This is a genomic window from Yersinia proxima, assembly GCF_902170785.1.
Classification (GTDB): domain Bacteria; phylum Pseudomonadota; class Gammaproteobacteria; order Enterobacterales; family Enterobacteriaceae; genus Yersinia; species Yersinia proxima.
This window is the reverse complement of record NZ_CABHYG010000022.1, coordinates 46,636-72,977: the sequence shown is the minus strand read 5'-3', so window position 1 is coordinate 72,977 and position 26,342 is coordinate 46,636. Positions and strand designations below refer to the sequence as shown.

Genomic DNA, 26,342 nt, shown 5'->3' with positions numbered 1-26,342 from the left:
GGGTTTATCATGGATTACTCCTGTTATCTCTGGTTGGCCCTGCTTGGAATAATCAGATCTGATGCGAGGTGTCATTCATGCTTTACGAAAAGAGGGGCTTATTTTAGATTTTTGATAGTCAGTACATTAGAGAAATAGTATTGCGATGGTTATTGTGCCTTCTGATAAACCAGAAGACTTAACTGCCCAATTCAAGGCAGTTAAGTAAGGTTTAATCTTTTCCTGCTACTTCATTCAAATTTGAAATAACATTCAGTAAACTAGAAGTTATATTTAACGCCTACAACTGCAGATGTATCACTATAGCCTTTACCGCCAACCTGTTGGCCGACGTTCGCCCAGAGATTTAACTGAGGCTCCCACTGAGCTTCAACACCGACTTTCAGTTCACCGATATTTCTGGTGCCATCCTGTTCAACTAATTTGCCCCCCATACTGCCACCAAAACTCTTGCTGTTATGGATCCAATTGGCTTCAACAAAAGGTTCAAATACGCGCTGTTTACCTTTATCAATATCACTATAACCATTGATATAAGAACGAAGCCCCAGGCGGGTCAGAATATTACCATCACCTTCACTACTTACCTGAGTATTGTGTGTATCGCTAAAACTATCGGCTTTGACGCCCATCCAGACAATCTGAGCTTTCGGTTGAAGATAAAATATTCTGTTATCTTCCGGTGATTCGCTCATTTTGAAGGTATATCCCACCTCGGCCGAGGCGGTGACGCCGCTGGACTTATAGTTTTCGCTGGCGAAACTTTCACCGCTAACCGTATTGTTAAACCAATTATACAGCGCCCAGGTATCAACATAAGTCCCGTTCTTATCGGCATCATTGTCATACCAGGTGCCATATAACCCGGCACTATAACCGTCAACCTTACCTTTGGACCCGATACCGGTGACCCGTGAGTTGGTATTGCTTTGCTGATTGGCATAACCCGCCATCACACCTAAATGCCAGCGATTGAGATTATCATCACTCCATTGGGCGATATCGCCGCCTAATTGCAACACGTAACGATTACTCTGAGTTTTCAATTGCCCGGATGTATCACGGGAGCGGTTATGCCCACCGACCTGGCGCATCCACAGACTGGTTACTTTCTCTTCACCTGTTAAGGCATCGATATATTGAGTTTCACCCAAACGGTCATGGAGGCGGGTCATAAATAAGGTATTGGCCCCAGCAATATTCGCCGCATAACTGCTTATCTCAGGTCGTAAAATCGACGGTTTTGACGGATCTGTCGGATTGATTAGTTCTGTCGGGATATCGTTTAGCTGGCTGGTCAGATACCAGTTGCCCGCATTCACTCCGTTTCCACGACCTAAGCTATATTCATAAGCCCCTGCAACGATACGGCCATTTTGCGTAAACGTACCGGCAGAGTCACCACCAACATGTACAACCTCAATACCATTGAGGGTTTCAGCACCCTGACCACCCATATTAGTCACGGTGACTAAAGTATTACCTTGAGTATTACCGTCAACAATGAGTTTATCTGTCAGTGAGTTATCATCACCCAGAACAGTATTAAGATACAGATTGCCATTATTCCCCAGATAATCGCCACTGACATGCAGTTGATTACCGGCAGACGTTGATACTGAACCAATATAGGTTGAACCGCTGTTAATGAGATTACCACCGACCATAAAAGTCGTCGCAGGTGATAATGAACGGGTGACTACTCTATCACCTACGTATAACGAACCCAGATTATCAATATTACCGGCAACGCCGCCATAGCCTGACATAAAGCTATTATTGGCAATATTAACTTGCTGACTTGCAAGTGTGATAGGTGTATGACTATTACCTAATGTGACCCCACCCTGATAAATATCTGTCAGGCCTGTGTAAGTCACATTTCCCATTAAGGTCAGCACTGCCTGGCCTAATTTAGTCAAATTACCGATCCCATTGACATTATTTAACAGCGCCCAGTCAGAGTTGGCATTCAATACCAATTCCCCGTTATCTTCAACATCAGCACTGCCAAGATGCTGGGCCTGAGATGCCGTTAATTCCGAGGTATTATCAATTTGATAGCGTCCGGAGAATGATGTGTTATTGCCTTGTAATTCCACCTGGCTATTGTTCAACTTGACATCACCGCTGTTGCTCAGATTATTAACGAAATCACCGGTTGCGCCCGTAAGATTAAGTTTGCCGGCATTATCAATATCACCTGTGCCTAAGCCACTGATATAATTAAGACTAACTTGAGCAATATGGGCAATTTCAGTTTTGGCTGAGAGTTGCTCATTAGCACCATTTACTGTTAGCACATTATCCGCAACGGTTAAGGTTCCAGCCCCAGTCAAATAGCCATTAGAAATACCACCTTGATTAATAGTCAGGTGACCACCACTCAAGTTAACCCATGTCCCCAGCGCGCTTTCAAGTTTACCAATGACCTGACTAAAAGAGGCCATTTCAAATATACTTTGATTGCTTAACTGTAATTTTTCAGTATTACCCAGTACGTTATTCGCCTTCATTAATAAGGTTCCAGAACGAATATCGGTAATACCGGTATAGCTATTAAGTGCGTTTGATAACGAAACAGTTTTTCCGACACCCGTATCGATGGATAAATCTCCGCTACCGACTATTTTGGCACTAAGGTCAGCGGCTACTCCGGTTTTTCCATCCGAATTTAGAGTTAAAGCATTCGCGCCATCACTTAACAATTCCACCTGGGTTAAGCCATAGTTCACATATAGACCATCATTATTGGCACCGGCTGTTAATCGATAATCGTAAGTACCATTAGCAACATGCACACCATGTTGCTCGATGTCTGCCATTGTTTTATCGGTTATTACTGTATTAGTCCGATTATCAATCAGTTGCAATGCTCCTCCGTTGCCAGTGATAACGCCAAGGGAGTCGACCAGTTTGAGCAGCAAATTGTCATCATCTTGTTCCATTAACGCAGTCACACCTGCCGATGGCGTTGAAGGGGGTAGATAGCTTTGGACGCTCTCAATATTAATGCCGACTTTGCCGGTGCCTGCCAGGTTCAATATATTACTGGTCTGGATTTGACTCTTTTCAGGCTGACCCGGTGTACCGGTGTTGAAATTAATCATACCGCCGTCAAAAATCAGCCCGCCGATATTTTGTTGGCTATCACCAACGTGAGTCACACTATTTTGACCTAATCTCAATGTGGCCTGGGTTAGTGCCTCGGTATTACCATCCATCAATTGGAAAGTACTGTGTCCCAATGCCACTGTACCGGCAAAACTATCGGCATAGTTATTCGCGGTGAAATCAAAACTCTGGCCGGAAGTATTAACACTAAGGACACCAAGACCCGATAAATGGCTATTGAAAGCTACGGCGTTATCATTAATAACGGCAAGCTCGCTGCTAGCATCAATGCTATAACCGGTATCCACAGAGTCATCTTTAGCATCACCTAATGCCAATAAGGTGTTGTCTAGTGTCATCGTTGAATGATTTTTTAATTCAACTTGCTCCATGTTCAAAATAGTATTTGTATTCAGAACACGATAAACCGAATTATCCAGTTGCAGAGTATCGTGACCAGCACCACCATTCAGTGTGTGGAATAAAGTGCCTTGTTCGCTGGCCTTGATATCTTTTAAGAAAAATCGGTCATCGCCAGTACTGGCTTTAAAGTCAGTACCCTTGCTGCTACTTATCAGCGTAATACTATTATCCTGGTCGTTCAGCAGATTGACCTGACCACTAATAATAGCGTTCGCCGCATTGGTAAATGTTACCGCCGGGCCAGATAATGTTTGCAGAGCTAATTGTGTGGCGCTTGCTGCTAAAATTTGTCCGTAATTAGTAAAGGTACTGACTTGGCCATTATTGATATCAACAACTGAAACGCCATTCTCTGTGGATTTTGATTGTAGACTCCCGTGCTGATTCACTGTACTGCTGATACCACCCACGACTAATGCTGAACCGCCTGTTGCCTGATTAATATTAATATTGGCCCCACTGGTAACATTGGCGGAAGAATTGGTTATCAAACCTTGCCCACTGGCTGAATTAACGTTAATGGTTAGCCCGTCAGTGCCAGCTAAATTCAGCTCAATATCGGTCATTTTATTTCCGGCGATATTCTTCTCAAATAAGAAGCCGGTGCCATTAGTCCCTTCGACATTGATAGTTACATTATCAGTTTGTTCCAGCGCAGTTGCTGTACGTATCCCCGCACCTGAACCAACATTAATGATTGCATCGCTCAATTTGATCTGACTAATTTCAGCGGTGTTTTCTATGCCATTTCCGCTTCCAAGCATATCAATAATCGCGCGCCCGATAGTTAAACCTTTCGCACCGGTCTGTAATAGTACACCATGAGCAGTACCGCCTGCTTTTGTTTGACCCGTTCCGCTCAGGATCAATGAAGCACCGTTATCAATTAAATAGGCGGCTGTCTCATCAGTTGCTTCAATCGTGCTGATATTATTAACTTGCGCATTTTCGCCTTTAATATGAACAGCAGTACCTTTAACCTTTATGTCTCCCTGATTATCCAGTATTCCATTATCGACCAGCACACCGGTCTTACCTGTTCCACTGGTTGAGAAATCAAGGCTGCCTTTATGAACCAGCGTTCCGCTATTGCGGGCAATATAACCAAAAGCACCATCAACAGAATGGGCTGAGCCTAATTGGGCGAAGCTGGTTAAAATAGAGTTGGTACTGAAACTCTCCGGCATTTCAAGGCCATCAATACCATAATATTTACCGTCAACAACACCGGCTGTCGCACCATTACCCGCGACCCGAATAATATCGGCTGTTGCGGTAATAGTACCGCTTGCTCCACCTTCTACGCGAATACCGGTAGAACCTTCGCCGTTAACATCCATTTTTAGTTTACCCGAAGTAAAGTTACTGGCAGTGCCGGTATCTTTATCCGTTCCTGTTACTAAAAATAGAGTGGTATCTTTTGACTGAGCGGTCAGCTGTGAAGATAAATCAATGACATCAGAGCCGACAAAACTGGCTCCGCCGTCCAGACGATATAGTGTTGAACCGTTAGTCGTTAAGGTTTGAGCTTGAGATGTACTATTGAGAATCTGGGAACCCAGTCCGTGAACGAAATAGCCAATCTGATTATCGCCATCAACAAAATTAACTTGGGCGCTACCTTTGACATCAATTCTGGCACTATTACGGGCATGTACACCGATGGCTCCTTCACCTTTCAGATTAACTTGCCCCTGTATTTCAGCGGCGGCATCACGACCTTCAACCCAAATACCAAAGTTTCGCGTGCCATTAGAAATATTGGCACCACCTTCAATATTAATACTGCTGGTTGAGCTGGTACTTGCTGAGGCATTCTTGCTGGTGGATAACACTTTTAAAGCCACGGCATTAACGCCATTGAGTTCAATAAGACCATTATGATGAATATCAGTATTACCGGTATTTTCGGCCCATATCGCCACATTTTGTAACGGATGATCTGATGCATCACCATTAATAATTATTTGACCATTATTTGTCAGAGAGGTGCCAGCTTTGTCTCCGGTTGCAATCATCCCAATTGCATTTTCAGTTTTACTGCCAATAGTAATACGGCCGTTATTGGTTGCGTTGCCTTCAATCAGGCGAATGCCCTGCTGTAAGCGTTTATTAGCAGTATCACTAACATTTTCTGGGTTATTAATATTATATTGTGCCGCTCGACCAATATAAATTTCTCCAGCAGATTCATTGACAAACGAAGAACCAATGCCATCAACAATGACGCCTGCAAGATCGGAATCAAGAAAGTTATTGTTAACACCAATATTCATTATTCCATTATTACTTGCTGTTGCATCGGACGTTGTCTTAATCAGATAATTGGTATCGAGTATTGAACTCGCATTTTCAGCATAGCTCCATCCGGCCAGGTTCATAATGCCATTGTTGGCAAAACTGGCATTTATACCCTCAATTGTGACGGCAAAACCCTGTACATAAGCGAAACCGTTGGGGTGTGGATGTAGTGATGTGGTATCCCAATTATCACCAACGAGGTAGCCACTCGATATAATTCCGTCATTGCTCCCCGTACTATCTTCCATTATTCTCATTAGGTAATACTGGCCGGAAAGTTGCGCCCCCTGTTCGACCTCAATATGGCCACCATTTTTAGCGACCATAGTACCTAAGTAGCTAATTCGCGTATCTAACTGCCCACCATCTTTAATAATACCTTTTGCACCGTGACCATCGGCAACAATCACCGCACTATCGCCAACGGCCATAGTGACTTCATCACCAGGAGTTACGCTATAGTCGAAACTGCCATTTTTTTCGGTAAAAGTTACACCCTGCGCTAATGCATTATCATAGGCTTGTTGTGATGTTAGTTTGCCCTGTTTTAATGCTTGAATCAGAATGTCATTATAAGCCTTTAACTCGGTGGCATTATTGACGGTATAGCTGTTGTTATCAAAGCCGATAAAAGTGCCTAGATAGTTGGGCGTACTATATTCGAAATGTGTGGTACCAATTCCAGCCTGTGCCGGGCTCCAAACTTCAAACACCAACATATTCTTTGATGTCCATTCGACGGTGCTATTGTTCCCTTTAGCTACCGTCAAGAAACTTTGTTTAGCGGCCATTGTTATTTTGTTTTCGTCAGCCGTTGACGGCAAGGTAGAATCACCCAAATTAACGACCAGCGTCCCATCTTCGACAGTGCCGAAACGCGTGTTTATATATTGTTGCCCGTTGACATCATGCGGGGTAGCGGTAAACCAATAATTGGATGCTCCCCAATCTGATGAGCTAATTTTACTGCTATCATAGGTCGCAACAACGATATTTGAACCGGTGATATTATCCCAGGTGGTCACGCCATTGGTTTTATCACCCAACATTAGATGTTCTTGACCATTCGCTGCCAAATAAAGCTCGCCAAGCAACTTACTGATATATCCCGTTTCTCCTTGAATAATTGTAGAGGGATCACCAATTAGTGTGACTTTATCCCCATTATTGACATAAACACCCCCAGTTTCGTTGTCATTCATCGTAGGGGCATAGCTGTTCGTAATGTTACAACTACCATTGTTAGCTACAGTGACACCACCTTGGGTGCCATTTGCAGTCTGGCAACTGGAAGCGTTGACAGTATTTGAGAAGTACAGCGTACCACTACAGGCGATAATGACACCTATAGCAACTTTAGTGAGTTTAACTCCACTGATAAGATTACCAATATTCAGAAAAGAATTATTTATTGAATGGTGTCTAAATGTCATAACGGGTACTGTCCTTATTATAATATCTAATTATTTTTATTGGGTTAATAGTCGGTCATTCCATAACAGGAGTGTTTTGTATTTTTTATGATTCAATATAAATATTCAAGGTTAGCCTTGTTTTATAAAGAAAATAATAATTTCCCATATAGTGATATATATCGAGGGTACATTAAAAGGTTCCCAAAACAATGCACCTAAGTTAAAATAGGCTTTTTCTTGTTTAGGTCGAGAAGTGTATTTCTAAATTCCAAGAAATATCCTAAAAATTGAAATGTATGTTTTGATTCACCTTAATATTGGTGAGGAAAGATAATAAATAATAGTTAATTTGTGAAACAGCCTATTTACATAAATTCATTATTTTATCTATGGGGTAATTTAGGTAGTAGTGGAATATTATTTTTTTAAATTTCACTGTAAACAGGTGTAAATAATCTACTCAAATGTGCTGAAATCACCGTTTTACCTGCATTGCATATCCTTTATGATGGCAGTTCTGCTGCTGGTAAGCTCCACCAACGAAATATTCCCGGGCTATGCCCATCTCCCCAATTTATGGAGCTATCTTCAATGAGTGCACATCCAATACGGCAAGTTATCGAAGCATGTGATAAAGCAATCTCTGAGCGGAATTTTGATGAGTTGATGAAATACTATGCTGAGGATGCGGCACTGGTCATCAAACCTGGGATGATTGCCACAGGCAAGGATAATATCCGCAAAGCCTTTATCGCTATCTCTGACCACTTTAAGAATCAACTTGTGGTTGAGCAGGGTGAAATGCAAGTTATCGAAGGTGCTGGAGATGCTTTGGTCATTATGGAAACGGTGTTGCATTTTCCTGATGGGCAGGGGGAGATGGTGACCACAACCCGGCGTGCAACCTATGTGTTTCGTCATGAACTCGATGGATGTTGGGTTTGTACAATTGACAATTCTTACGGTACTTCTCTTTTGGATAACCAGAGCTGATAGGTTGTATGAAAACTATGGTTCTAAAAATGTCAATTAGCTGTATTCTGTTTTGATGCCAAATATCATTCGGTATACCTATGTTAGTAACAGGTTTAGATGTATTAAATATCTTGAGTACCCCGATTTGGGTTGTTTTACCTAAAAATCAGGAAATACTTTTTGCTAACAAGGAAGCTCGAAAACTGGCCGGCGACGTTCTGTTATCGGTATTGCGTAATGGTCGGTTTTCAGCACATGCGCAGGAGCACCTGGACTCCTATCTTCTCCCTTTGGCAGTGGGTGACCAAATCATCGAGATTTGGACTATTCAGACAGAACAGAGCGTTTTTCCCTTGAGCTGCCGTCTTTCTTTGACGCAACTAGATCCTTATGGTGCTGTCATCATTTTTGAAGGGCTTGGTGAACTCGTGCCCGCTCAACCGACTGACGAAAGGCTATTAACTAAAGCCTATTCCCGCAGTGAGCGGAGTTTTTACGAGCAATTCTTTAGTACCAATACCGCCCCGATGCTGCTTATTGACCCCTCAAGAGAGGGGCAGATTGTCGATGCTAATCAGGCGGCAACCCGTTTCTATGGCTATTCCCGGGAAGATATGTGTATGAAGCATACCTGGGAAATTAATTCGATGGGGCGAGATATTTTACCCGTAATGAATGAGATTGCTAAATTACCGGGGGGGCATAAGCCACTTAATTTTATACATAAATTAGCAGATGGAAATACCCGTCACGTCCAAACCTATGCCGGGCCAGTTGAGTTAGATGGCATAAGATTGATGCTTTGTATTATCCATGACATTACTGAACAAAAGCGGCTTGAACAGGCATTAGAACATGCTGCTTTGAAAGACCCACTGACAGACTTGGGTAATCGTCGTCAGTTTTTTCCTTTGGTTGAGCATGCTCATGCCCAAAGTCAACGTTATGGTCAGAACTTCAGTTTGATTCTATTGGATGTCGATCATTTCAAAAATATTAATGACCAACTGGGGCACCATAAGGGGGATGAAGTCCTGATATTCCTGGCGAGAACACTGGAATCCATCATCCGTGAGTGTGACATTGTTTTCCGTTGGGGAGGGGAGGAATTTGCGATCCTTCTGCCGTTAACCAATCTTGAGGGCGCGTTACAATTGGCTGAATCTATTAGAGAAACCATTCAGATGATCTGCCAACCTAACTTGCCACAGCTTACGGTTAGCATCGGGGTCGCGCAACATCAGGTGGGTGAAGACACTGATAGTTTGTTTAAACGCATGGATGAGGCGCTCTATCGCGCCAAAGCGTCAGGGCGCAACAGGGTGCTGGCTGCGTAGATATCTGGCGAGCAAATAAAAAGCATCGGTTGGCACCTTTTAGTGTGATTTATTCCAGCGGCAAATGATCCAGCGGTTTTACTTCGCGCAGGACGAATGTTGTTTGCATCTCTTTAATCCCCGAAAGTCGGCGGATAACCGACATCGCGAAGGTGGAGAAACTGTCGAGGTCTTCGGCAACCACTTGTAGCAGGAAGTCGGCATCCCCTGCGACGGCATAGCAAGCGATCACCGGTTTTAGCGCCCCAACCTGCATTTCAAACAACTTCGCTTCTTCCTCACTGTGGCTGTCAATTTTCACCCGAATAAAGGCTAAAATCCCCAAACCTATTTTCCGGCGATCAATATTGGCCTGATAGCCGGTAATAATGCCGCTTTCTTCAAGTTGCTTCACCCGCCGCCAACACGGAGAAGTTGCCATCCCCACTTTATCGGCCAACTCTTGGTTAGTCATCCGGCCAGCGTGCTGTAATTGCTTGAGAATTTTGATATCTGCCGATGTTATTAATGATGATGGCATTTTCTACCTGATTATTATTTTGTTTGGGTATGTTTTACCGATATTAGCTGAATGAAGCTGATAAAAGAAAGCACTTACCCACACGGGAGAGATATGATCTTTTGCACATCATTATTGGCGAAAGGGCATGGCTATGGCAGAACAAATACGTATCGCAATTATTGTTAATCCTGAACTTCCGGTTGGCTTGATTGCTAATACCACCAGTGCGGTGGGGATTGGTCTGGCGGCAAAATTTCCGCAATTGGCAGGGACGGCATTATCCGATTTAGCGGGGCAAGAAATTGATGTTAGCTCAAAATTGCCAGTACCTATTTTGCAGGCAAATACTACGCAGATGAGGGATGTCTTGCTGAAGGCTTTAGCGGCCACTCATGAGCGGGCGATTGTGCCTTTTCCTGCATTTGCGCGCTCGATGCACAGTTTTCAAGATTACGAAGCGGCATTTCCATTACGTTCGCTAGCTGATGAGCAATTGGACGGTTTGGGATTGGTTGGGCCGGAGAAGTGGGTGCGTTCATTGACGGGTGCATTAAAACTCTTACGCTAATCAATTAGTGATTGATGTGAGAAATAAACGGGTTCTGAAATAGAACCCGCTACTGTATTTCCCTACCAATCAATGCACTAGTTGAGCTGATTTAATTGCAATTGACGGCTGGCAATGCCATTGATGTACAACTCACGATGTTCATGTTCTGGCAGGTTAATGGTCAGTTCATGCCAGGCGGGTTGATAGCTCCCCGTGCGTTCAAAAGTGATATCAATGCGGTGATTATCGGTCGTCACTTGCCAGCTCAACCACAATGCTGCCCCTTGCTGCCAACGGTGGCTCTCACCATCATCTTCAAACAGCATCCCACTGGATTGGCCGCCCCCTTTGGTGGGATAAAGCGCCAGTTCACGTTGGGTATCTTGCTCGGCATTCACGAAAGCAATACGTCGAGACAGCGGCAGTGCCGCACCGGCGCGCACCAACAGAGGCAGGCGCTCGAGGGGCGCATCTAAAACAATGGTTTGCCCGCCGCTATACCATTGGCCGGTATGGAAACAGTACCAACCCACATGATTATCCGGCAGATAGACCTGACGTTGGCGCTGGCCCGGTTCCACCACACTGGCGACCAGCAAATCACGACCCAACATAAAATCGTCATTTTCCTTAAATGTGCAGCTATCGTGCTCATGATCGAGGAAAGTTGGGCGTAACATCGGCTCATCATCATGGGTCGCTTGCCATTGCAAGGTGTAAAAATAAGGTAATAGTCGATAGCGCAATACCATTGCATCGCGAATCATTGGTGTGGCAGCGGGGTACATCCATGGCTCATTGACGGTGTTATCGTCATTCCATGAGTGAATGGTAAACCGTGGATGCATTACGCCGTTTTGTACCCAGCGAATAAATAATTCTGCTTCTGGTTTATCGCCGGAAAAACCACCCACATCGTGACCGAGGTTATAGAGCCCGGACAGACTCATACCCAGCCCCATGCGGATGTTATAGCGCAGGGTTTGCCAACTGGTGCGGTTATCGCCACTCCAGGTTTGGGCGTAACGCTGCATTCCGGCACAACCAGAGCGTGATATCAGATATGGACGCATTTCTGGTGCAAATGTCTGTTGAGCCTCCATTGAGGCGCGCATCATCAGCAAAGGCATCACCGGTCTGATGTGTTTGATGGCAATAGCTTCACCGAATCCATTGCATTGCGCTTCGCCATCCCACACTTCGTATTCGTTATTGTCATTCCAGGTTGAACCAATTCCCAGTTCTAACAGTTGTTTAGTGACATTTTCCTGCCACCAATCCACGGTTTCTGGGTTAGTAAAATCAAGGTGAGAGCCTTCGTCATCCCAAAATGACGAGCGCTCAGGCAGCCCACTTTCACCATCGCGAATAAAGAGTCCTCGCTCGGCAACCTCTTGATATTTTGGGTGATCTTGCAATAAACAAGGTTTGATATTCGCGGCTAATTTGATACCGGCTTGCAGGAATGCCTGGCTCATTACCTTTGGCTGCGGCACTTTTTCGTCATTCCAGTTAAACACATAGCGCTTATTGTTGATGGAGGTATAGCCGGACGAAAGCTGGAATGAGTCACACGGAATATCATGCTGCTGACATAAAGTAATGAACTTTTGTAACTGCACCTGAGCATCGGGGGCATCGGTGTAATGCATGGTGGAGCCACTGTAGCCGAGGCTCCATTTGGGGCCAAATTGCGTTTTACCGGTCAGGCGCACAAAGGCTTTCGTTACATCCAGCACTTTCGGGCCGAGAAACATATAGTAATCAAGGTCGCCAGCTTCGGCCTGATAACGCCGATAGGCCAGATGGTAGTTATCAATCTCGTTACCTAAGTCCAACCAGCAACTGCTGAGATTGTCATAAAACAGACCAAAGCTAACATCATCACGACGGGTGATAGTGAAAGGAATGTGCTTGTAGAGCGGATCAGTACTGGCGGCGTTATAGCCCATCGCATCCAGATTGCGCATTTCAAAACGGCGACCCGCGCGGTTAAGATCGCCAGCTTTCTCACCCAGCCCATAATACTGCTCATTGGGATAGCGGCGCTGATAGTGAGCAATCGCTTCTCCCTGCGGGCTGAGAAGATAAGCGCTGGTTGGCCTGTCTGCCGCCAGTGGCTGCCATTCACCGTGCTGATTTTTATATTCCCATTCCAAGTACAACGGTTGATGAATGGTGATGCGCAAACAGTCAGTGGTCACCATTAACTTCTCTTCATGGTGCTCCAACTGATAGCCCGGCACAGAAAAGCCCGCTAAGCTCAGGCGATCACGCCCTGACCACGGAACGTCACCCTCTGGTGCTATGCTCCAGGTGCGATTCAGTGCCAGTTCGCCATTGCGTTTAATCAGCACCCGGCAGAGGCTTGGTTCTAACACATACAGACAAAATATATGACGGTCATCGACCAGCAGTTCCAGATGGTCGGGGTATTCATTGATTAACAACCAGTTTTTTAATGTTTTCATTACAGCTCATCTCTTAAAGGAATACATCAGGCGGCCGGTTGATTTTTATTGCGGCGCTCAGCAAACAGGGAAACCAGGAACACGGCACCAATCAAATCGAAGAAGCCCATGGCGATAAATAGTGGGTTGAAGCCGATGGTGTCGGACACAGCGCCAATCAATAAAGTAAACAGGAAACTGGCTATCCAGGCTGAAGAACCTCGTAGCCCGTTGACAGTAGCAACCTGGTTTTTATCAAAAGATTCAACGACTAATGCACTGAGCATGCAGGAGATAACCTGATGACCAAAGCCGCCAATAGAGATCAATGCAATCGCCAGATACGGGTCTTTAGTGATGGCCACAAAGGCCAGTGAAACCATCATAAAGGCACCGGTGACTGAACTGGCGACCACCGAGTTAATGCGGCTGCAACCGAACCATTTTTGATAGAGTTTGGTTAAGTAGCCGCTGGCAACACTGCCGATATCTGCCGCGAGGAAAGGCAACCAGGCAAACATGGCGATTTGTTTTAAGTCCATACCGCGCTCGGTCGCCAAATACAGCGGAACCCAGAAGCTAAACACGGCCCAGGCGGGTTCTGCCAGAAATGCGGGAATAGCAATGCCGTAAAATTTCTTATTTTTGCTAAGGATAGCTAACGATTTAAGGAATGGCAGTCGTGGCAATACTGGCTCATTATCCTGATGAATCAGTTCAAACTCTTCTTTACTCAGATTGGGGTGAGTATCCGGTGAATGGTAAAAGCGCCACCATAACAGCACCCAAACCATGGCTAAGGCACCGGAGAAGAGAAATGCGCCTTGCCAGCCGAGTGCCACATGAGCCAGCACGATAATGGGTGGTGCTAACATCGCGCCAATGGAGAAGCCCACGCCAGCCCAGCCCGCCGCAATAGGGCGCTCCTTTTTTGGGAACCAGTCAGAAATCGCTTTGGCGTTGGCCGGTGTGGCCGCAGCTTCGGCACTGCCCATAAAGAAGCGCAATACGGCTAATTGGAACCAGGTGCCTGCTCCGGCGTGCATCATGCACACCACGGCCCAAACACTGGCGCAAATCAGAAACCCCATTTTTAAACCAATAACATCAATTAACCAGCCACAAAGCGGCTGAAATACGGTGTAAGCCAACTGGAATGATGCCACTATCCATGAATATTGCTCAGTGGTCATATTCAGGCTGGTTTTTAACTCCGGGGCTAAAATGCCCAGTGAGTTACGGGTAATATAGTTAACAGTGACCCCGAGTAGAAATAGCGCCAGCATCCACCAGCGCAATGATTTTATTTTCCGTCGCCCGACAACTTTAGCGGATTGATTAATCTCAACACTCATCCCAGCCTCCTGGTGTTGGTCAGTAGCAAATTAACCTGACCAACTTATTTTTTTGGTAAGATCCATTTTTGGTTATTAAGATTACGCTGAGTTTTAATGTGATATTAATCACACTAAATTTGGCTAATAAAATACAATCATTTGATATTCTTAGTATTATTATATTTAATCAAAAATAACCGGACTGATAAGTTTTAAAAATTGGTTTACCAAAACAAGGTAGCTAGCTTAAATTGGCTTTAATACGCATTTTTTTGAAAAAGTTTTCATAAGCTGAGTGATATTTCAGCATTTATATTTTGTAATGCCCTGAATAAGCTATTTACCGGCCATGAAAATTTTTTCATTTGCTAATTTGAGAGAGATCACAAAATGAATGGAAAGCTAAAAATACAAGAAATAGCTAATCAGACTGGCCTTTCAATTAGCACAGTATCCAGAGTATTAGCCGGTAAAGCGAATACCAGCGTGAAGGCAAAACAGCGGGTGATGGCCTATGCGCAGTCGCAGGGAATTTTGCAGAATTTATCCAGCGGGCGCTTAATGCTCAATAACATTATGGTCTTTGCGCCACACCGGGCGTTTGATGTGCGTACTGATATCTTTTACTACAAAGTCATTCAGGGAATAACTGAAGCCGTCAGTCAACATGAGGTGATGATTCGCTATTGCGGATTGTCTGAAACGCACAGCGATATCTCCCTATTTCTGGAGAAAATGACCACACCTCTGACGGAAGCAGCCATCATTATTGGTATCGATGACCCGCGTATTCATGCATTAGCAGCGGGGGTGCATAAACCGTCGGTCTTGATTAATTGCCGTGACAAAGAAATGTCATTGGACAGTGTTTCTCCTGACCATCAATCGATTGGCGAATTTTCTGCCAACTATCTGATACAGCAAGGGCATCGGCGAATTTTGACATTGCAATGTTTACGCCGTAACACTATGGAACTGCGGCTGGTAGGGATTAAAGAGGCCTTCGCCAACAATAATATGCATTTTGATGATAACCAACATCTGGTGACCACTCACGGTTTCGGCGCAGCGGAATCCGAGCAGGCGATCGCCACATTTATTGCAGGTTGTGAAGATAACAACCAACTGCCTACGGCTATTCTGGCAGGGGGCGATTATATGGCTGTGGGCGCCGTTAATGCGCTGAATAAATTGAATATAAACGTACCGGGAAGAGTTTCAGTCATGAGCATGGACGGTTTTAATTTGGCCGAAATTCATGATGTTCCGCTGACGGCAGTGCATGTTCCGCGTGACGAGCTGGGAGCGGAAGCTATCCAGTTATTGCAACGGCGTTTATTGCGGCCCGACGCCCCTATCAGTAATACCCTCCTGCAAGGCAAATTAGTGCTTCGCTCTTCGGTAAAGCAAATTAATCAGAAAAGAATCTTGCCTGCGGAGAATAAGTGCTCAGATCAGTTATATGATTTGTAATGCTTATAGGGTGAATATGCCGCTACCAATAGACACTGATAGCCCACAAGTAGACAGTTAGCGCTATAGTTTACTATTAGGTTTACCCACTTGATGGGGTTGAAAAAATTGAAAATAGACATAAATAAGTTTTATCTAAGTCTGATGGGGATATACCTAATCAAGTAATGAATTTAAGGATATTACCGCATGGAATTCAAAGACTATTATGCCGTGATGGGTGTCGAGCCCACGGCTTCCCTAAAAGAGATTAAAACAGCCTATCGCAGGCTGGCACGTAAGTATCACCCGGATGTCAGTTCAGAAGATGATGCTGAAAGTAAATTTAAAGAAGTTGCTGAGGCTTACGAAGTATTAAAGGATACCGAGCGGCGAGCTGAATATGATCAATTAAGATTGCACCGTAATGACCCAGGGTTTGGCCAACATCAGTTTGATCAATACAATACTGGTGGTCAACAGTGGCACAGCAGTGCTGGTGGCGGCGCTCATGACTTCTCGGACTTTTTCGAATCCTTCTTTGGTAACCGCGCTTCTTCAGCTCAACACTCATCTCGTCGGGCATCTCATGGGGTGCGTGGACAGGATCTTGAGATGGAATTACCCATCTTTTTAGAAGAAACATTAACTGAACAAACACGTTCTATCTCTTACAAGATCCCGACCATTGATGCATCGGGCTTCCCTGGTGCTGAAACCTCTAAGACATTGAAAGTAAAAATTCCTGCCGGTGTGGGGGATGGCGAACGCATTCGTCTTAAAGGGCAGGGAGCACCGGGTATTGCAGGTGGAGCCAATGGTGATTTATTCCTGATCATTCGCATTGCTCCGCACCCATTGTTTGATATTGATGGGCAGAATTTACAAATAGTGGTGCCGTTAGCCCCGTGGGAAGCGGCATTGGGGGCCAGTGTCGAGGTTCCGACACTGACGGGGAAAATTGCTTTAACTATCCCAGCAGGTAGCCAAAGTGGGCAGCGTTTGCGCATTAAAGGCAAAGGTCTGGTCAGTAAAAAAGGAACGGGCGATCTGTACGCCATCCTCAAAGTGGTTATGCCACCGAAACCAGACGAGAAAACGCGGGCGCTTTGGCAACAATTGTCAGAGCAGGCGGCATTTAATCCTCGGACTGGATGGGAGTAACAGATTATGGCTGAAATAGAGATAACCTACACTGTGACTGAGTTATGCCAGTCAACGGGGATCATGCAAGATGAATTGGTCGAGGTTGTAGGGTTAGGTGTAATTATGCCATTAGAACCCGAGGCCACGGTTTGGGTGTTTGATGCGGATGCATTAAACAACCTTAAACGCGCCCGGCGCTTGCAACATGAGTTGGATTTGGACTGGTCTGGAGTGGCTATGACCTTGACTCTGCTTGAGCGAATTGAGCAGTTAAAGAAAGAGAACGACCAATTGCGCAGGCAACTTGATCGTTTTGTTCAAACATCTTAACAAAGTGAACACGGGTTGCTGGCCCAACCCGTGTTGCCTCTAAATAGACCGCACACAGCGGATATCGATTAAAGGCTACTCACACCACCATCGATTCGAAATTCTGTCCCGACGACAAAACTGGATTCATCTGAAGCCAGAAATACCGCCGCGTGAGCAATTTCAGCCGGTGTACCCATTCTTTTAATCGGCACTAATTGACGAATTTGCTCAGTCAGTTTTTCTTCTTCACTACCCGATAACCCCAGTTTTTGTAATGCAGGAGTCTGTGTCGGCCCGGGACTTAATCCATTAACCCGAATTCCTCTTTCTGCCCACTCCCCTGACAGTGTTCGAGCAAGCGACAGTAACCCCGCTTTGCTGGCGGCATAAACACTACTTTGCGGTAAACCAATATGGGCGCTTGCCGAACCGCAAAGAATGACGGAGGCAGGGTTAGCCAGCAGGGGAAGCAATGATTGTAACAGGAAAAAAGGGCCCTTCAGATTGGTTGAGAGCACCCGTTCAAAGCTAGATTCATCCCATTCTTCTATTGGATTATGAGTCACATCACCAGCATTGATGTAAACGATATCCAGACGTGGCCAGTTTTCAGCTAGTTTAGCGGCCAATAGCGATTGATCTGCGACATTACTGGCGTCACTTTTTAGCAGTAAAACACGCTCTCCGAGTTCATTGCGTGCTGCCTGCAATGCTGTTTCACTTCGGCCTGTAATGGCAACTGTCGCCCCCTCGGTCAGGAACTGCCGTGCCGTCTCCAACCCAATGCCACTTGTCCCCCCGGTAATTAGTGCATATTTATCTTTTAAACGATCCATAGTGATCTTTCCAATTGATAGCCGTGAAAGACCATTTTTAATACAAAAGTATCTAAAGTATAGTAGGTTCCAATTTGATACTAATGATGCAACAGGAATGTAATGACAGCATATCAGCCTCTGACACCTAAAAATAAATCGATACCTGATAGCACCATCGAGCAAGAAAAGTGCCCGATGGTGCAATTTGTTGAACTTATTGCTGGGAAGTGGGCAATACCTATTCTCTATCGTTTGATAGTCACTGACGCACCTATTCGATTTGGTGAGCTACAGCGGGCGATTACCCTTATTACTCAAAAAGAACTGACCCGCCAGCTACGTGCTTTCGAGCAACGTGGGTTGGTTCATCGCAAGATCTATGCCGAAGTACCACCCCGGGTTGAATATGAAATTACGGCATTGGGAAAAACATTAAAGCCAACACTGGACTCCCTGGCGCAGTGGATGAGGGATCATCATCGAGAACTTAATAGCAGTTTATAACGTAGATTATTAGAAAATCGAGAAATGGCTGATTTTACACAATCTATATTTTGACTATCGCGTAAAGCAAGATGGATGTACTACATTTAATATGCTGCTCATTAATTATGCAGTATTGAAAATGGCAACAATAGTTTCAAGGAGAGTGTATGAGTAAGATAACGGGTTGTTGTTCAGAAGATAGTCATCCAAATAGCCGAAGGAGCGTGCTAAAAGCAGCTTTAGGAATCACTGCTGCGAGTGTTATTGGTGGGATTGGACTAGGGTTACCTCAAGTATCGTATGCCGCGTCTCTGACGCGAGAAGAGCGAGATAAATTAACCCCTGAGCAGATAGTGGAAAGTTTGAAGCAAGGTAATACAAGATTTGTTTCTGGAAAGATGCAGCAACACGATTATCTCGCACAAAAACGCAGTAGTGCAGAGGGACAATTCCCCGCAGCTGTTATATTGAGTTGTATTGATTCCCGAGCGCCTGCGGAAATTATTTTCGATACGGGTATTGGCGAAACATTTAATGCCCGAATTGCCGGTAACATTTCTAATGATGACTTGTTAGGTAGCCTGGAGTTTGCTTGTGCTGCAGCAGGTGCAAAAGTCATTTTGGTTATGGGACACACGGCTTGTGGGGCAGTAAAAGGGGCTATCGATGATGTTGAACTTGGTAATTTGACTGGCCTACTTAATAAAATCAAACCAGCTATTGAGGCAACTCAATTTGATGGCGAGAAGAGCGGGAAGAACGAAAAATATGTCGATGCGGTCGCGAAAAGTAATGTGAAGCACACTATTGATGAGATACGTAAAAATAGTGAAATAATTAATAAATTAGAGAAAGAAGGGAAAATAAAAATAGTCGGTAGCATGTATAATCTAAATGGTGGTAAGGTCGAATTCTTCATGTAATCATTTGTATTTTTCTATTCCCCTTGGACTATATCAAGGGGAATAGATAGTGTTAAATTTAAAATTCATATTGATTTGTCTATCCTATTATCTTTTTTATTGTCATAACACCCTTGGTGGTAATTAAATTTTGTGCTTATATGACTAAAGGAAAACTCGTGTGAGAATGGATTGTAATCAGAGCAAGAGATATTTATATATTATAATACAATGGAGTGTATATTATAAACTACAGTAAGTAGAACGTACAATGTTATTATTATGTGTTATTGGTAAATAACTTGATTTAATATTATTAAATAATATTTATTCCTTGAGTTTTTTAATTATTATTGTATGTTAACTCTGTGATTACGTGTGGCATTACTCAATGTATAAACAAGAGATAGGTATTATAAATAAAATATATACCTCATATAGGTTAGGTTGTTTAATTGTATCACAGAATACATTATTACAATCTATTCCCACACGCTATAATTATTATCTTTATGTCCTCATTATATGTGTGTGTTTTTATTAAATATAATTAAAAAATATAATTTGATTTGTTTTATTCATTAAGTAAACGCGATACTAATCACTAGTTCTCTTATCACATCTGTAGTGTGATTTATTTATATTAACTGAGTGAATATATTTGTAGGGGTTATTTATGTATGTTGATACAGTCTCTGTTGTTTCTGGTAGTAAGTTCATTGATATTAATGGAAAGGGAGTGATTGACTATGAAAAAGAGATATCACTGGATTGTTGTATGAACAAAATACATTTCCACTCTAGAAAATTAACCATAGATATTAATGAGAAGCAAAAGAGATTGGTCATGTGTTTGTTTAATGATGTGAATAGAAAACAAGATATTATTAAAGTTGTTTGGTATGAAAACCACAAAAGCATTTCAGATAATAACTATCATCAATTGATACATAAATTTCGCGTACATTTGAAGAATGCTGGCATTCCTGATGGGATTGTTAAAACTATAAACAGATATGGATTAAGGTTAGATTCAGGAATATTGAGTGCAATGGAATCTGATAAGATGAAAGATAGATTTACTGGCTATTAAATACAGACGGTTATTCTATCTTTTTTATATTTTATTTATTATGGTTTGAGAGGGTAGGGTGTTGTCTGTTCTTAATAGAATATCTATAGCACCCTATAAATTATTAGTTAATAGAAGGGTGTATCTTCTTGGTGGGGTTATTACAATATGCATCTTTTATCAAATAATAATTGGCTACAATATAATAACAGGAAAACAAAAAAGGATAATTCCAGTATTATATGAAGAAAGTAACGCATGGCATAAAAACAATAAGTTAAAAATGATAAATGAAATTAAAAATAGAAGTGTATTTAAAGAGAATTTTAATGATAAAAATAATTTGAAAATTTTAAAAAATAAAACTGATATTATTAACTCCCCATCTTATACTGGAATTATAAAGTTAGTTGGTGTGCTTGAGTATACTGAAGAATCTAGCTCTATTGCAATTTTAGAGTTGAATGGGAAACAAAACCTATACTCTATTGGTGATAAAATAGATAATTCCACTATTATTAAAATCTTAAAAGATAAAGTTATAATAAGTGAAAATAAATCATATTATTCATTAATGATATTATGAATAATTATCGCAAGTAATTGGGGGGGGAGGGATGCGCAGCTATAATCAATTATTAATGTATGTAAGAGTAGTTAATCTAATCTCAATGCTTAAATATTTCAATACAATATTTTTCAGAATCATAATTCTTACTGCCATTTTACCTATGGAGATATATAGTGCAAACTTTTCTGCCTCTTTTAGGGACGCAGATATTAAAGAGTTTATCAATACTGTCAGTAAAAACATTAATAAAACTATAATTATCGATCCTAAAGTTCATGGGTTAGTCAGTGTCCGCAGTTATGAGTTATTAGATGAAGAAAAGTATTATCAATTTTTTTTGAATGTCCTTGATGTTTATGGCTATACAGTAGTTGAAATGCCTAATGATATTTTAAAAGTCATGCCTGTAAAACGAGCAAAGAATTTAGTCGTTGCTTTGCAAAAGAATGCAGAAGAATCCCATGGTGACGAGCTTATTAATCGGGTTTTTAAACTTAAACATATTTCGGCGAAAAATCTAGCACCGTTACTCCGCCAACTGAATGATAATTCTGAATCAGGTAATATCATCCATTATGACCCTTCAAATGTCATATTAATGACTGGGCGTGCTGCGATAGTTAACAGATTATATAATATTATAAAAATATTAGACCAACCTGGAGATATAGGCGTTGAACTCTATCAACTGAATCATGCCGTTGCTGCAGATATGATCAAATTAGTTAATCAGGTAATTAACCCAGTAAATAGCGGTAGACAAGAGTCTATTACTACAGGAAACGCCATTGCTGATGACAGAACTAATACTATTTTAGTGAGTGGTGATCGCCATACCAGGAAGAAAGCTATTCAAATGATAGAAAGGCTCGATAGGCAGAAAGATAGTCAAGGGAATACTAAGGTTTTTTATATGAAATATGCTCAAGCCTCTAAATTATTAGACGTATTAAATAGTGTTAGCTTCGAAGTAAATCATGAAAATTTGAAAAAAATGACAGGAAAGAATAATAGCAAAAATACGGCGATCAAAGCATATGACCAGACAAATGCTTTAGTTATTACTGCCAATCCCAAAGTAATGAAAGAATTAGAACAAGTCATAGATAAATTAGATGTTAGACGTGCACAAGTTTTGGTTGAAGCAATTATAGTTGAAACTCAAAATGGAGAAGGATTAAATCTTGGTATCCAATGGGCTAATAAATATCATGGTGGAGCTAATTTTATACAAAAATCAGAAGAGATAAGAGAAAGTAATAATCATAAAAAAAATATACCAATGGTGATGGCTGGGTTAACTGCCGGTTTTTACAAAGGTAATTGGGATGGCCTTTTTACAGCATTAGCAACTAATTCAAATAATAATATTCTGGCAACGCCGAGTATTGTTACGTTGGATAATATGGAGGCTGAATTTAATGTTGGTCAAGAGGTTCCCGTTCTTACATCAACACAAACTACATCAACAGACAAGGTATATAACTCGATTTCTCGGCAATCAGTTGGTGTTATGTTGAAGGTTAAACCACAGATAAATAAAGGAGATTCGGTTTTATTGGAAATCAGACAAGAGGTATCAAGTGTGGCCGATAGCTCTGATGTTAATGCTAATAACTTAGGTTCGGTTTTTAACAAAAGGGTTGTCAATAATGCAGTTTTAGTAAAAAGTGGAGAAACAGTAGTCGTCGGTGGATTATTAGATAAAAAACTTAATAAAATAATAAATAAAATACCATTCTTAGGAGATATACCTTTGATTGGTGGTTTGTTTAGACAGAGCAAAGAAAAAATAGAAAAAAGTAATCTTATTCTATTTATCCGGCCAACAATACTTAGAGAGGCTAGTGACTATAACCAAGTGACAACAGATAAATATATTGAGCATAATAACTTGTATTCAGCTAATTCTGATATAAATGAACCTATTGAAGTATTATCAGATAAAATAAAGCATAGCTCTATTAGTTCTCTCCGAAGTGATGTAATTAATTTTTATGAAACGGCAGGGAGGCTATATGACGGGAAATAAAATAGAATTGCTACCATTAACGTTTGGCTGGGCACGGGATAATGGTGTGATTCTATTACCTGTCGAGCAAGGTTACCAACTCATCTGTCGATACTCAGCATCTCTTGATGCAATACTTGAGGGAAACAGAGTCGGTAATCGACCTATTGGGCTAGAATTTGTCACTGATGATGAGTTTGATAATTTCCTTGCTGCTGTATATCAAAATAGTTCATTGCAATCACATGAAATAATGAGTGATATAAGTGATGAAATAGCGATTTACACGTTTAGTGGTGAAATTTCAGTTAGTGAGGACTTGCTAGATTGTAATAATGAGGCCCCGGTAATAAAACTGATAAATACAATCTTAGCTGAGGCTATTAAAGAGTTAGCATCAGATATACATATAGAGTCTTTTGGTGAAAAAATTATTATAAGGTTTCGTATTGATGGTGTATTAAAGAATATATTAGAGCTACAACCTAGAGTCGCGCTATTATTAATATCGCGGATTAAGATTATGGCAAAACTGGATATTGCAGAAAAACGTGTTCCACAAGATGGTCGGATAGCGCTGAATCTAGCTGGGAGAGCTTTAGATGTTCGGGTATCGGTGTTACCTGTAAATCACGGAGAGCGTGTTGTTATGAGGTTATTAGATAAAAACAGCCTTAAACTAGACTTAGAGTCTTTAGGAATGTCATCCAAAAACTGTAATTTTATGAAGGGGCTTGTGCTTAAACCTCATGGAATCATATTAATTGTTGGCCCTACTGGCGCGGGTAAAAGTACTACACTTTATGCTGCTCTGATGGGAATAGATGCCCACGAAAGAAATATAATGACTGTAGAAGATCCTATTGAATTTGATATCGAAGGAATCTCTCAAACTCAGGTAAATCCAAAGATTAATATGACTTTTTCACGCAGTTTAAGAGCAATACTCCGGCAGGACCCTGATGTTATTCTTATTGGTGAAATACGAGATATGGAAACGGCACAAATTGCAGTACAAGCGTCGTTGACAGGACATCTGGTTTTATCAACATTACATGCAAACAGCGCTATTGGTGCAGTAACCAGACTTAAGGATATGGGTGTTGAACCATTTATGTTATCAAGTTCTTTATTAGCTGTTTTGTCTCAACGTTTGGTTCGTCGATTATGTATCAAATGTAGGCAACAACATACTCACCCACAGGGTGTACTAAAAGAATTAATTTTTAGCGGGAATACCTCTATGAAAGGATATGGATATCGCGCCGTAGGATGCAATAAATGCAACACGACAGGTTATCGTGGGAGAATTGCTTTACATGAGCTACTCATTATAGATAACAGCTTACGTGAAGGTATTTATAAGGGAAAAAGTGAACTTGATTTAAGTAAAATGGTTGAAAAGAAATCAAAGACAATAATGCAAGATGGGATTGATAAAGTTATTTCTGGTTACACATCAATAGAAGAAGTCATGAGAGTGAACTTAGAGGATAAGCATGCCTGTATTTAATTATTTAGCTATCAATCGCGATGGAGTGAAAATAAAAGGTAGTGTAGAAGCTGAGAGTGTGTTTTTAGCTAGAAATACTCTTTATCAAAGAAAGTTGTTTTTACTAAAAATAAAAATGAAGCAAAGGAGCATATTTTCACGGTGGTTTAAAATTTACAGATTTGTCAGTAATAAGAATCTTGTGTTAATTACCCGTCAGATGTCTATTTTAGTGAGTTCCTCAATTCCATTGAATGAAGCGCTGGAGTTAATCGAAAAACAAAATGGAAATCGTAATATTAATAATGTAATTTACGAGGTAAGAAAAAGAGTTCAAGAGGGGCACTCATTATCAGATTCACTCTCACAGTTCCCATTTTTTTTTAGCTCACTATACAGAACTATGGTCGCCGTCGGTGAAGTATCTGGTCATTTAGATTTAGCCTTATCTAATCTTGCAGAACATATTGAACAAGTATATAAGATAAAAAGCAAGATAATTCAATCATTAATATATCCTGTTGTTCTCATTATAATATCTATATGTATTGTAATTATATTGTTAGTGATTGTTATCCCAAACATAATTGAGCAGTTCATTCTTTATGATAAATCACTACCGTTATCAACAAGAATTCTTATATTGACTAGTAATTGGTTAGAAGAATATTTTTTTTTAATGATTACGATATTTGTTATCTCATTTACTATCCTGTTTCGCGTGTCAAAAATAAAAAAGATAAATATATTTCTTGGTTTTTATTGCCTGAAATTACCGATATTTGGTAAGTTAATATTTAACCTTAATATATCCCGATATATAAGAATGATGTTTATTTTAGCATCTAATGGTATTGATTTGATCAAAGCTATGGAGATCAGTTGTTCAGTAGTTACTAATTTATATGTTAAGTCTAAATTAGAGGTTGCCACAAGATTAGTTAGTGAAGGGGGGAGTGTTTCATCATCATTGGCTAATGGTAATATATTTCCTCCTATGGTTTTACATATGATTTCATCCGGCGAACGTAGTGGAAGATTGGAATTTATTCTAGATAAAATAGCTGAGTCTCAAGAACAGGAATTATTACATCAGATAAATGTTCTTATGATATTACTAGAGCCGATAATAATGTTGTTTATGGCGGTATTTATATTTCTTATCGTATTGTCTATATTCCAGCCGATGTTGGAAATGAATAATTTAGTCTTGTAGTTTTTTATAAGGAATTATATGAATAATATTAAACCAAATGGTTTCACATTATTAGAAATGATGGTGGTTATTATTATTTTGGGGCTTCTTGCTAGTTTAACGATACCTAGCATAATGGCTAATAAGAATAGAGCTGACTACCAAAAGGCATTAAGTGATATTGCAGCTATAGAGAATGCGTTGGATATGTATAAGTTAGATAATGGTCATTATCCAACTGATTCTCAAGGTATTGATTCATTGGTTATCAAACCAGTAGAGTTACCGATCCCTCGTATTTATCCTAAAAATGGGTATATAAGGAGATTACCAAAAGATCCCTGGGGAAATGCATACCAGATTAATAATCCAGGCCAATATAAAGAAATTGATGTGCTCTCATCTGGGCCTGATAGAGAGTTAAGAACTGAGGATGATATCGGAAATTGGTCAGTGTCTTCAGAGGAAAATAAAGAATAAT

General features: G+C 41.4%; 19 protein-coding genes. 14 read left to right on the top strand and 5 right to left on the bottom strand.

What is annotated here, in order from left to right; genetic code table 11:
• Positions 1–260 precede the first annotated feature (260 nt).
• A complete protein-coding gene (locus FTB31_RS20390; RefSeq protein ID WP_227731733.1) occupies positions 261–7,271 on the bottom strand; it encodes an autotransporter outer membrane beta-barrel domain-containing protein in 7,011 nt (2,336 codons plus the stop codon).
• Positions 7,272–7,844: 573 nt separating this feature from the next.
• On the opposite strand from FTB31_RS20390, the gene FTB31_RS20385 reads away from it, so the two are divergent.
• Positions 7,845–8,246: a YybH family protein gene (locus tag FTB31_RS20385; RefSeq protein ID WP_050078841.1), complete on the top strand. Its 402-nt coding sequence runs from the start codon at positions 7,845–7,847 to the stop codon at positions 8,244–8,246.
• Between the two features lie 80 nt (positions 8,247–8,326).
• A complete protein-coding gene (locus FTB31_RS20380; protein WP_227731732.1) occupies positions 8,327–9,565 on the top strand; it encodes a sensor domain-containing diguanylate cyclase in 1,239 nt (412 codons plus the stop codon).
• Positions 9,566–9,614: 49 nt separating this feature from the next.
• On the opposite strand, the gene FTB31_RS20375 is transcribed toward FTB31_RS20380, so the two are convergent.
• Positions 9,615–10,085: an Lrp/AsnC family transcriptional regulator gene (locus tag FTB31_RS20375; RefSeq protein WP_050078839.1), complete on the bottom strand. Its 471-nt coding sequence runs from the start codon at positions 10,083–10,085 to the stop codon at positions 9,615–9,617.
• A gap of 127 nt (positions 10,086–10,212) precedes the next feature.
• Here FTB31_RS20375 and FTB31_RS20370 point away from each other — a divergent pair, with 127 nt between their 5' ends.
• Positions 10,213–10,635: a DUF2000 domain-containing protein gene (locus FTB31_RS20370; protein ID WP_175628109.1), complete on the top strand. Its 423-nt coding sequence runs from the start codon at positions 10,213–10,215 to the stop codon at positions 10,633–10,635.
• Between the two features lie 77 nt (positions 10,636–10,712).
• Here FTB31_RS20370 and FTB31_RS20365 read toward each other — a convergent pair whose 3' ends face one another.
• On the bottom strand, positions 10,713–13,088 hold the full coding sequence (locus tag FTB31_RS20365) for a glycoside hydrolase family 31 protein (protein ID WP_227731731.1): 2,376 nt from the start codon (positions 13,086–13,088) through the stop codon (positions 10,713–10,715).
• Positions 13,089–13,114: 26 nt separating this feature from the next.
• Positions 13,115–14,422 (bottom strand): MFS transporter, encoded by a 1,308-nt coding sequence (locus FTB31_RS20360; RefSeq protein WP_013649350.1) that lies wholly within the window; start codon positions 14,420–14,422, stop codon positions 13,115–13,117.
• A gap of 372 nt (positions 14,423–14,794) precedes the next feature.
• On the opposite strand from FTB31_RS20360, the gene FTB31_RS20355 reads away from it, so the two are divergent.
• From FTB31_RS20355 to cbpM, 3 genes are all read left to right on the top strand, one after another.
• On the top strand, positions 14,795–15,877 hold the full coding sequence (locus FTB31_RS20355) for a LacI family DNA-binding transcriptional regulator (RefSeq protein WP_227722105.1): 1,083 nt from the start codon (positions 14,795–14,797) through the stop codon (positions 15,875–15,877).
• A gap of 189 nt (positions 15,878–16,066) precedes the next feature.
• Positions 16,067–17,020, top strand: coding sequence for a curved DNA-binding protein (cbpA, locus tag FTB31_RS20350; protein WP_050078834.1), 954 nt, complete (start codon positions 16,067–16,069; stop codon positions 17,018–17,020).
• Positions 17,021–17,026: 6 nt separating this feature from the next.
• Positions 17,027–17,332: a chaperone modulator CbpM gene (cbpM, locus tag FTB31_RS20345; RefSeq protein ID WP_005165131.1), complete on the top strand. Its 306-nt coding sequence runs from the start codon at positions 17,027–17,029 to the stop codon at positions 17,330–17,332.
• Between the two features lie 68 nt (positions 17,333–17,400).
• Here the strand turns inward: cbpM and FTB31_RS20340 are convergent, their stop codons facing one another.
• Positions 17,401–18,150 (bottom strand): SDR family oxidoreductase, encoded by a 750-nt coding sequence (locus tag FTB31_RS20340; RefSeq protein WP_077175327.1) that lies wholly within the window; start codon positions 18,148–18,150, stop codon positions 17,401–17,403.
• Positions 18,151–18,252: 102 nt separating this feature from the next.
• On the opposite strand from FTB31_RS20340, the gene FTB31_RS20335 reads away from it, so the two are divergent.
• From FTB31_RS20335 to gspG, 8 genes are all read left to right on the top strand, one after another.
• On the top strand, positions 18,253–18,636 hold the full coding sequence (locus FTB31_RS20335; RefSeq protein ID WP_077295509.1) for a winged helix-turn-helix transcriptional regulator: 384 nt from the start codon (positions 18,253–18,255) through the stop codon (positions 18,634–18,636).
• A gap of 149 nt (positions 18,637–18,785) precedes the next feature.
• Positions 18,786–19,541: a carbonic anhydrase gene (locus tag FTB31_RS20330; protein ID WP_077175329.1), complete on the top strand. Its 756-nt coding sequence runs from the start codon at positions 18,786–18,788 to the stop codon at positions 19,539–19,541.
• Between the two features lie 655 nt (positions 19,542–20,196).
• The gene (locus FTB31_RS20325; protein WP_050078830.1) at positions 20,197–20,613 is read left to right on the top strand and encodes a winged helix-turn-helix domain-containing protein; all 417 of its coding nucleotides are present in this window, start codon (positions 20,197–20,199) and stop codon (positions 20,611–20,613) included.
• Between the two features lie 58 nt (positions 20,614–20,671).
• Complete coding sequence (locus FTB31_RS20320; RefSeq protein ID WP_227731730.1) at positions 20,672–21,178, top strand: type II secretion system protein N; 507 nt, start codon at positions 20,672–20,674, stop codon at positions 21,176–21,178.
• Positions 21,179–21,233: 55 nt separating this feature from the next.
• The gene (gene gspD, locus FTB31_RS20315; protein WP_227731753.1) at positions 21,234–23,195 is read left to right on the top strand and encodes a type II secretion system secretin GspD; all 1,962 of its coding nucleotides are present in this window, start codon (positions 21,234–21,236) and stop codon (positions 23,193–23,195) included.
• Positions 23,182–24,687, top strand: a complete 1,506-nt coding sequence (gene gspE / locus FTB31_RS20310; RefSeq protein WP_077295505.1) for a type II secretion system ATPase GspE — start codon at positions 23,182–23,184, stop codon at positions 24,685–24,687. Before gspD ends, gspE begins: the two co-directional genes overlap by 14 nt.
• On the top strand, positions 24,674–25,882 hold the full coding sequence (locus FTB31_RS20305; protein ID WP_077175332.1) for a type II secretion system F family protein: 1,209 nt from the start codon (positions 24,674–24,676) through the stop codon (positions 25,880–25,882). Before gspE ends, FTB31_RS20305 begins: the two co-directional genes overlap by 14 nt.
• 18 nt (positions 25,883–25,900) lie before the next feature.
• Positions 25,901–26,341 (top strand): type II secretion system major pseudopilin GspG, encoded by a 441-nt coding sequence (gene gspG, locus FTB31_RS20300; protein WP_077175333.1) that lies wholly within the window; start codon positions 25,901–25,903, stop codon positions 26,339–26,341.
• Position 26,342 lies beyond the last annotated feature (1 nt).

What these genes read in the sequence shown, in the direction of transcription:
- FTB31_RS20390 (WP_227731733.1), bottom strand. Translation starts at nt 7,271, where the DNA reads ATGACATTTAGACACCATTCAATAAATAATTCTTTTCTGAATATTGGT.
- FTB31_RS20385 (WP_050078841.1), top strand. Translation starts at nt 7,845, where the DNA reads ATGAGTGCACATCCAATACGGCAAGTTATCGAAGCATGTGATAAAGCA.
- FTB31_RS20380 (WP_227731732.1), top strand. Translation starts at nt 8,327, where the DNA reads ATGTTAGTAACAGGTTTAGATGTATTAAATATCTTGAGTACCCCGATT.
- FTB31_RS20375 (WP_050078839.1), bottom strand. Translation starts at nt 10,085, where the DNA reads ATGCCATCATCATTAATAACATCGGCAGATATCAAAATTCTCAAGCAA.
- FTB31_RS20370 (WP_175628109.1), top strand. Translation starts at nt 10,213, where the DNA reads ATGGCTATGGCAGAACAAATACGTATCGCAATTATTGTTAATCCTGAA.
- FTB31_RS20365 (WP_227731731.1), bottom strand. Translation starts at nt 13,088, where the DNA reads ATGAAAACATTAAAAAACTGGTTGTTAATCAATGAATACCCCGACCAT.
- FTB31_RS20360 (WP_013649350.1), bottom strand. Translation starts at nt 14,422, where the DNA reads ATGAGTGTTGAGATTAATCAATCCGCTAAAGTTGTCGGGCGACGGAAA.
- FTB31_RS20355 (WP_227722105.1), top strand. Translation starts at nt 14,795, where the DNA reads ATGAATGGAAAGCTAAAAATACAAGAAATAGCTAATCAGACTGGCCTT.
- cbpA (WP_050078834.1), top strand. Translation starts at nt 16,067, where the DNA reads ATGGAATTCAAAGACTATTATGCCGTGATGGGTGTCGAGCCCACGGCT.
- cbpM (WP_005165131.1), top strand. Translation starts at nt 17,027, where the DNA reads ATGGCTGAAATAGAGATAACCTACACTGTGACTGAGTTATGCCAGTCA.
- FTB31_RS20340 (WP_077175327.1), bottom strand. Translation starts at nt 18,150, where the DNA reads ATGGATCGTTTAAAAGATAAATATGCACTAATTACCGGGGGGACAAGT.
- FTB31_RS20335 (WP_077295509.1), top strand. Translation starts at nt 18,253, where the DNA reads ATGACAGCATATCAGCCTCTGACACCTAAAAATAAATCGATACCTGAT.
- FTB31_RS20330 (WP_077175329.1), top strand. Translation starts at nt 18,786, where the DNA reads ATGAGTAAGATAACGGGTTGTTGTTCAGAAGATAGTCATCCAAATAGC.
- FTB31_RS20325 (WP_050078830.1), top strand. Translation starts at nt 20,197, where the DNA reads ATGTATGTTGATACAGTCTCTGTTGTTTCTGGTAGTAAGTTCATTGAT.
- gspD (WP_227731753.1), top strand. Translation starts at nt 21,234, where the DNA reads ATGTATGTAAGAGTAGTTAATCTAATCTCAATGCTTAAATATTTCAAT.
- gspE (WP_077295505.1), top strand. Translation starts at nt 23,182, where the DNA reads ATGACGGGAAATAAAATAGAATTGCTACCATTAACGTTTGGCTGGGCA.
- FTB31_RS20305 (WP_077175332.1), top strand. Translation starts at nt 24,674, where the DNA reads ATGCCTGTATTTAATTATTTAGCTATCAATCGCGATGGAGTGAAAATA.
- gspG (WP_077175333.1), top strand. Translation starts at nt 25,901, where the DNA reads ATGAATAATATTAAACCAAATGGTTTCACATTATTAGAAATGATGGTG.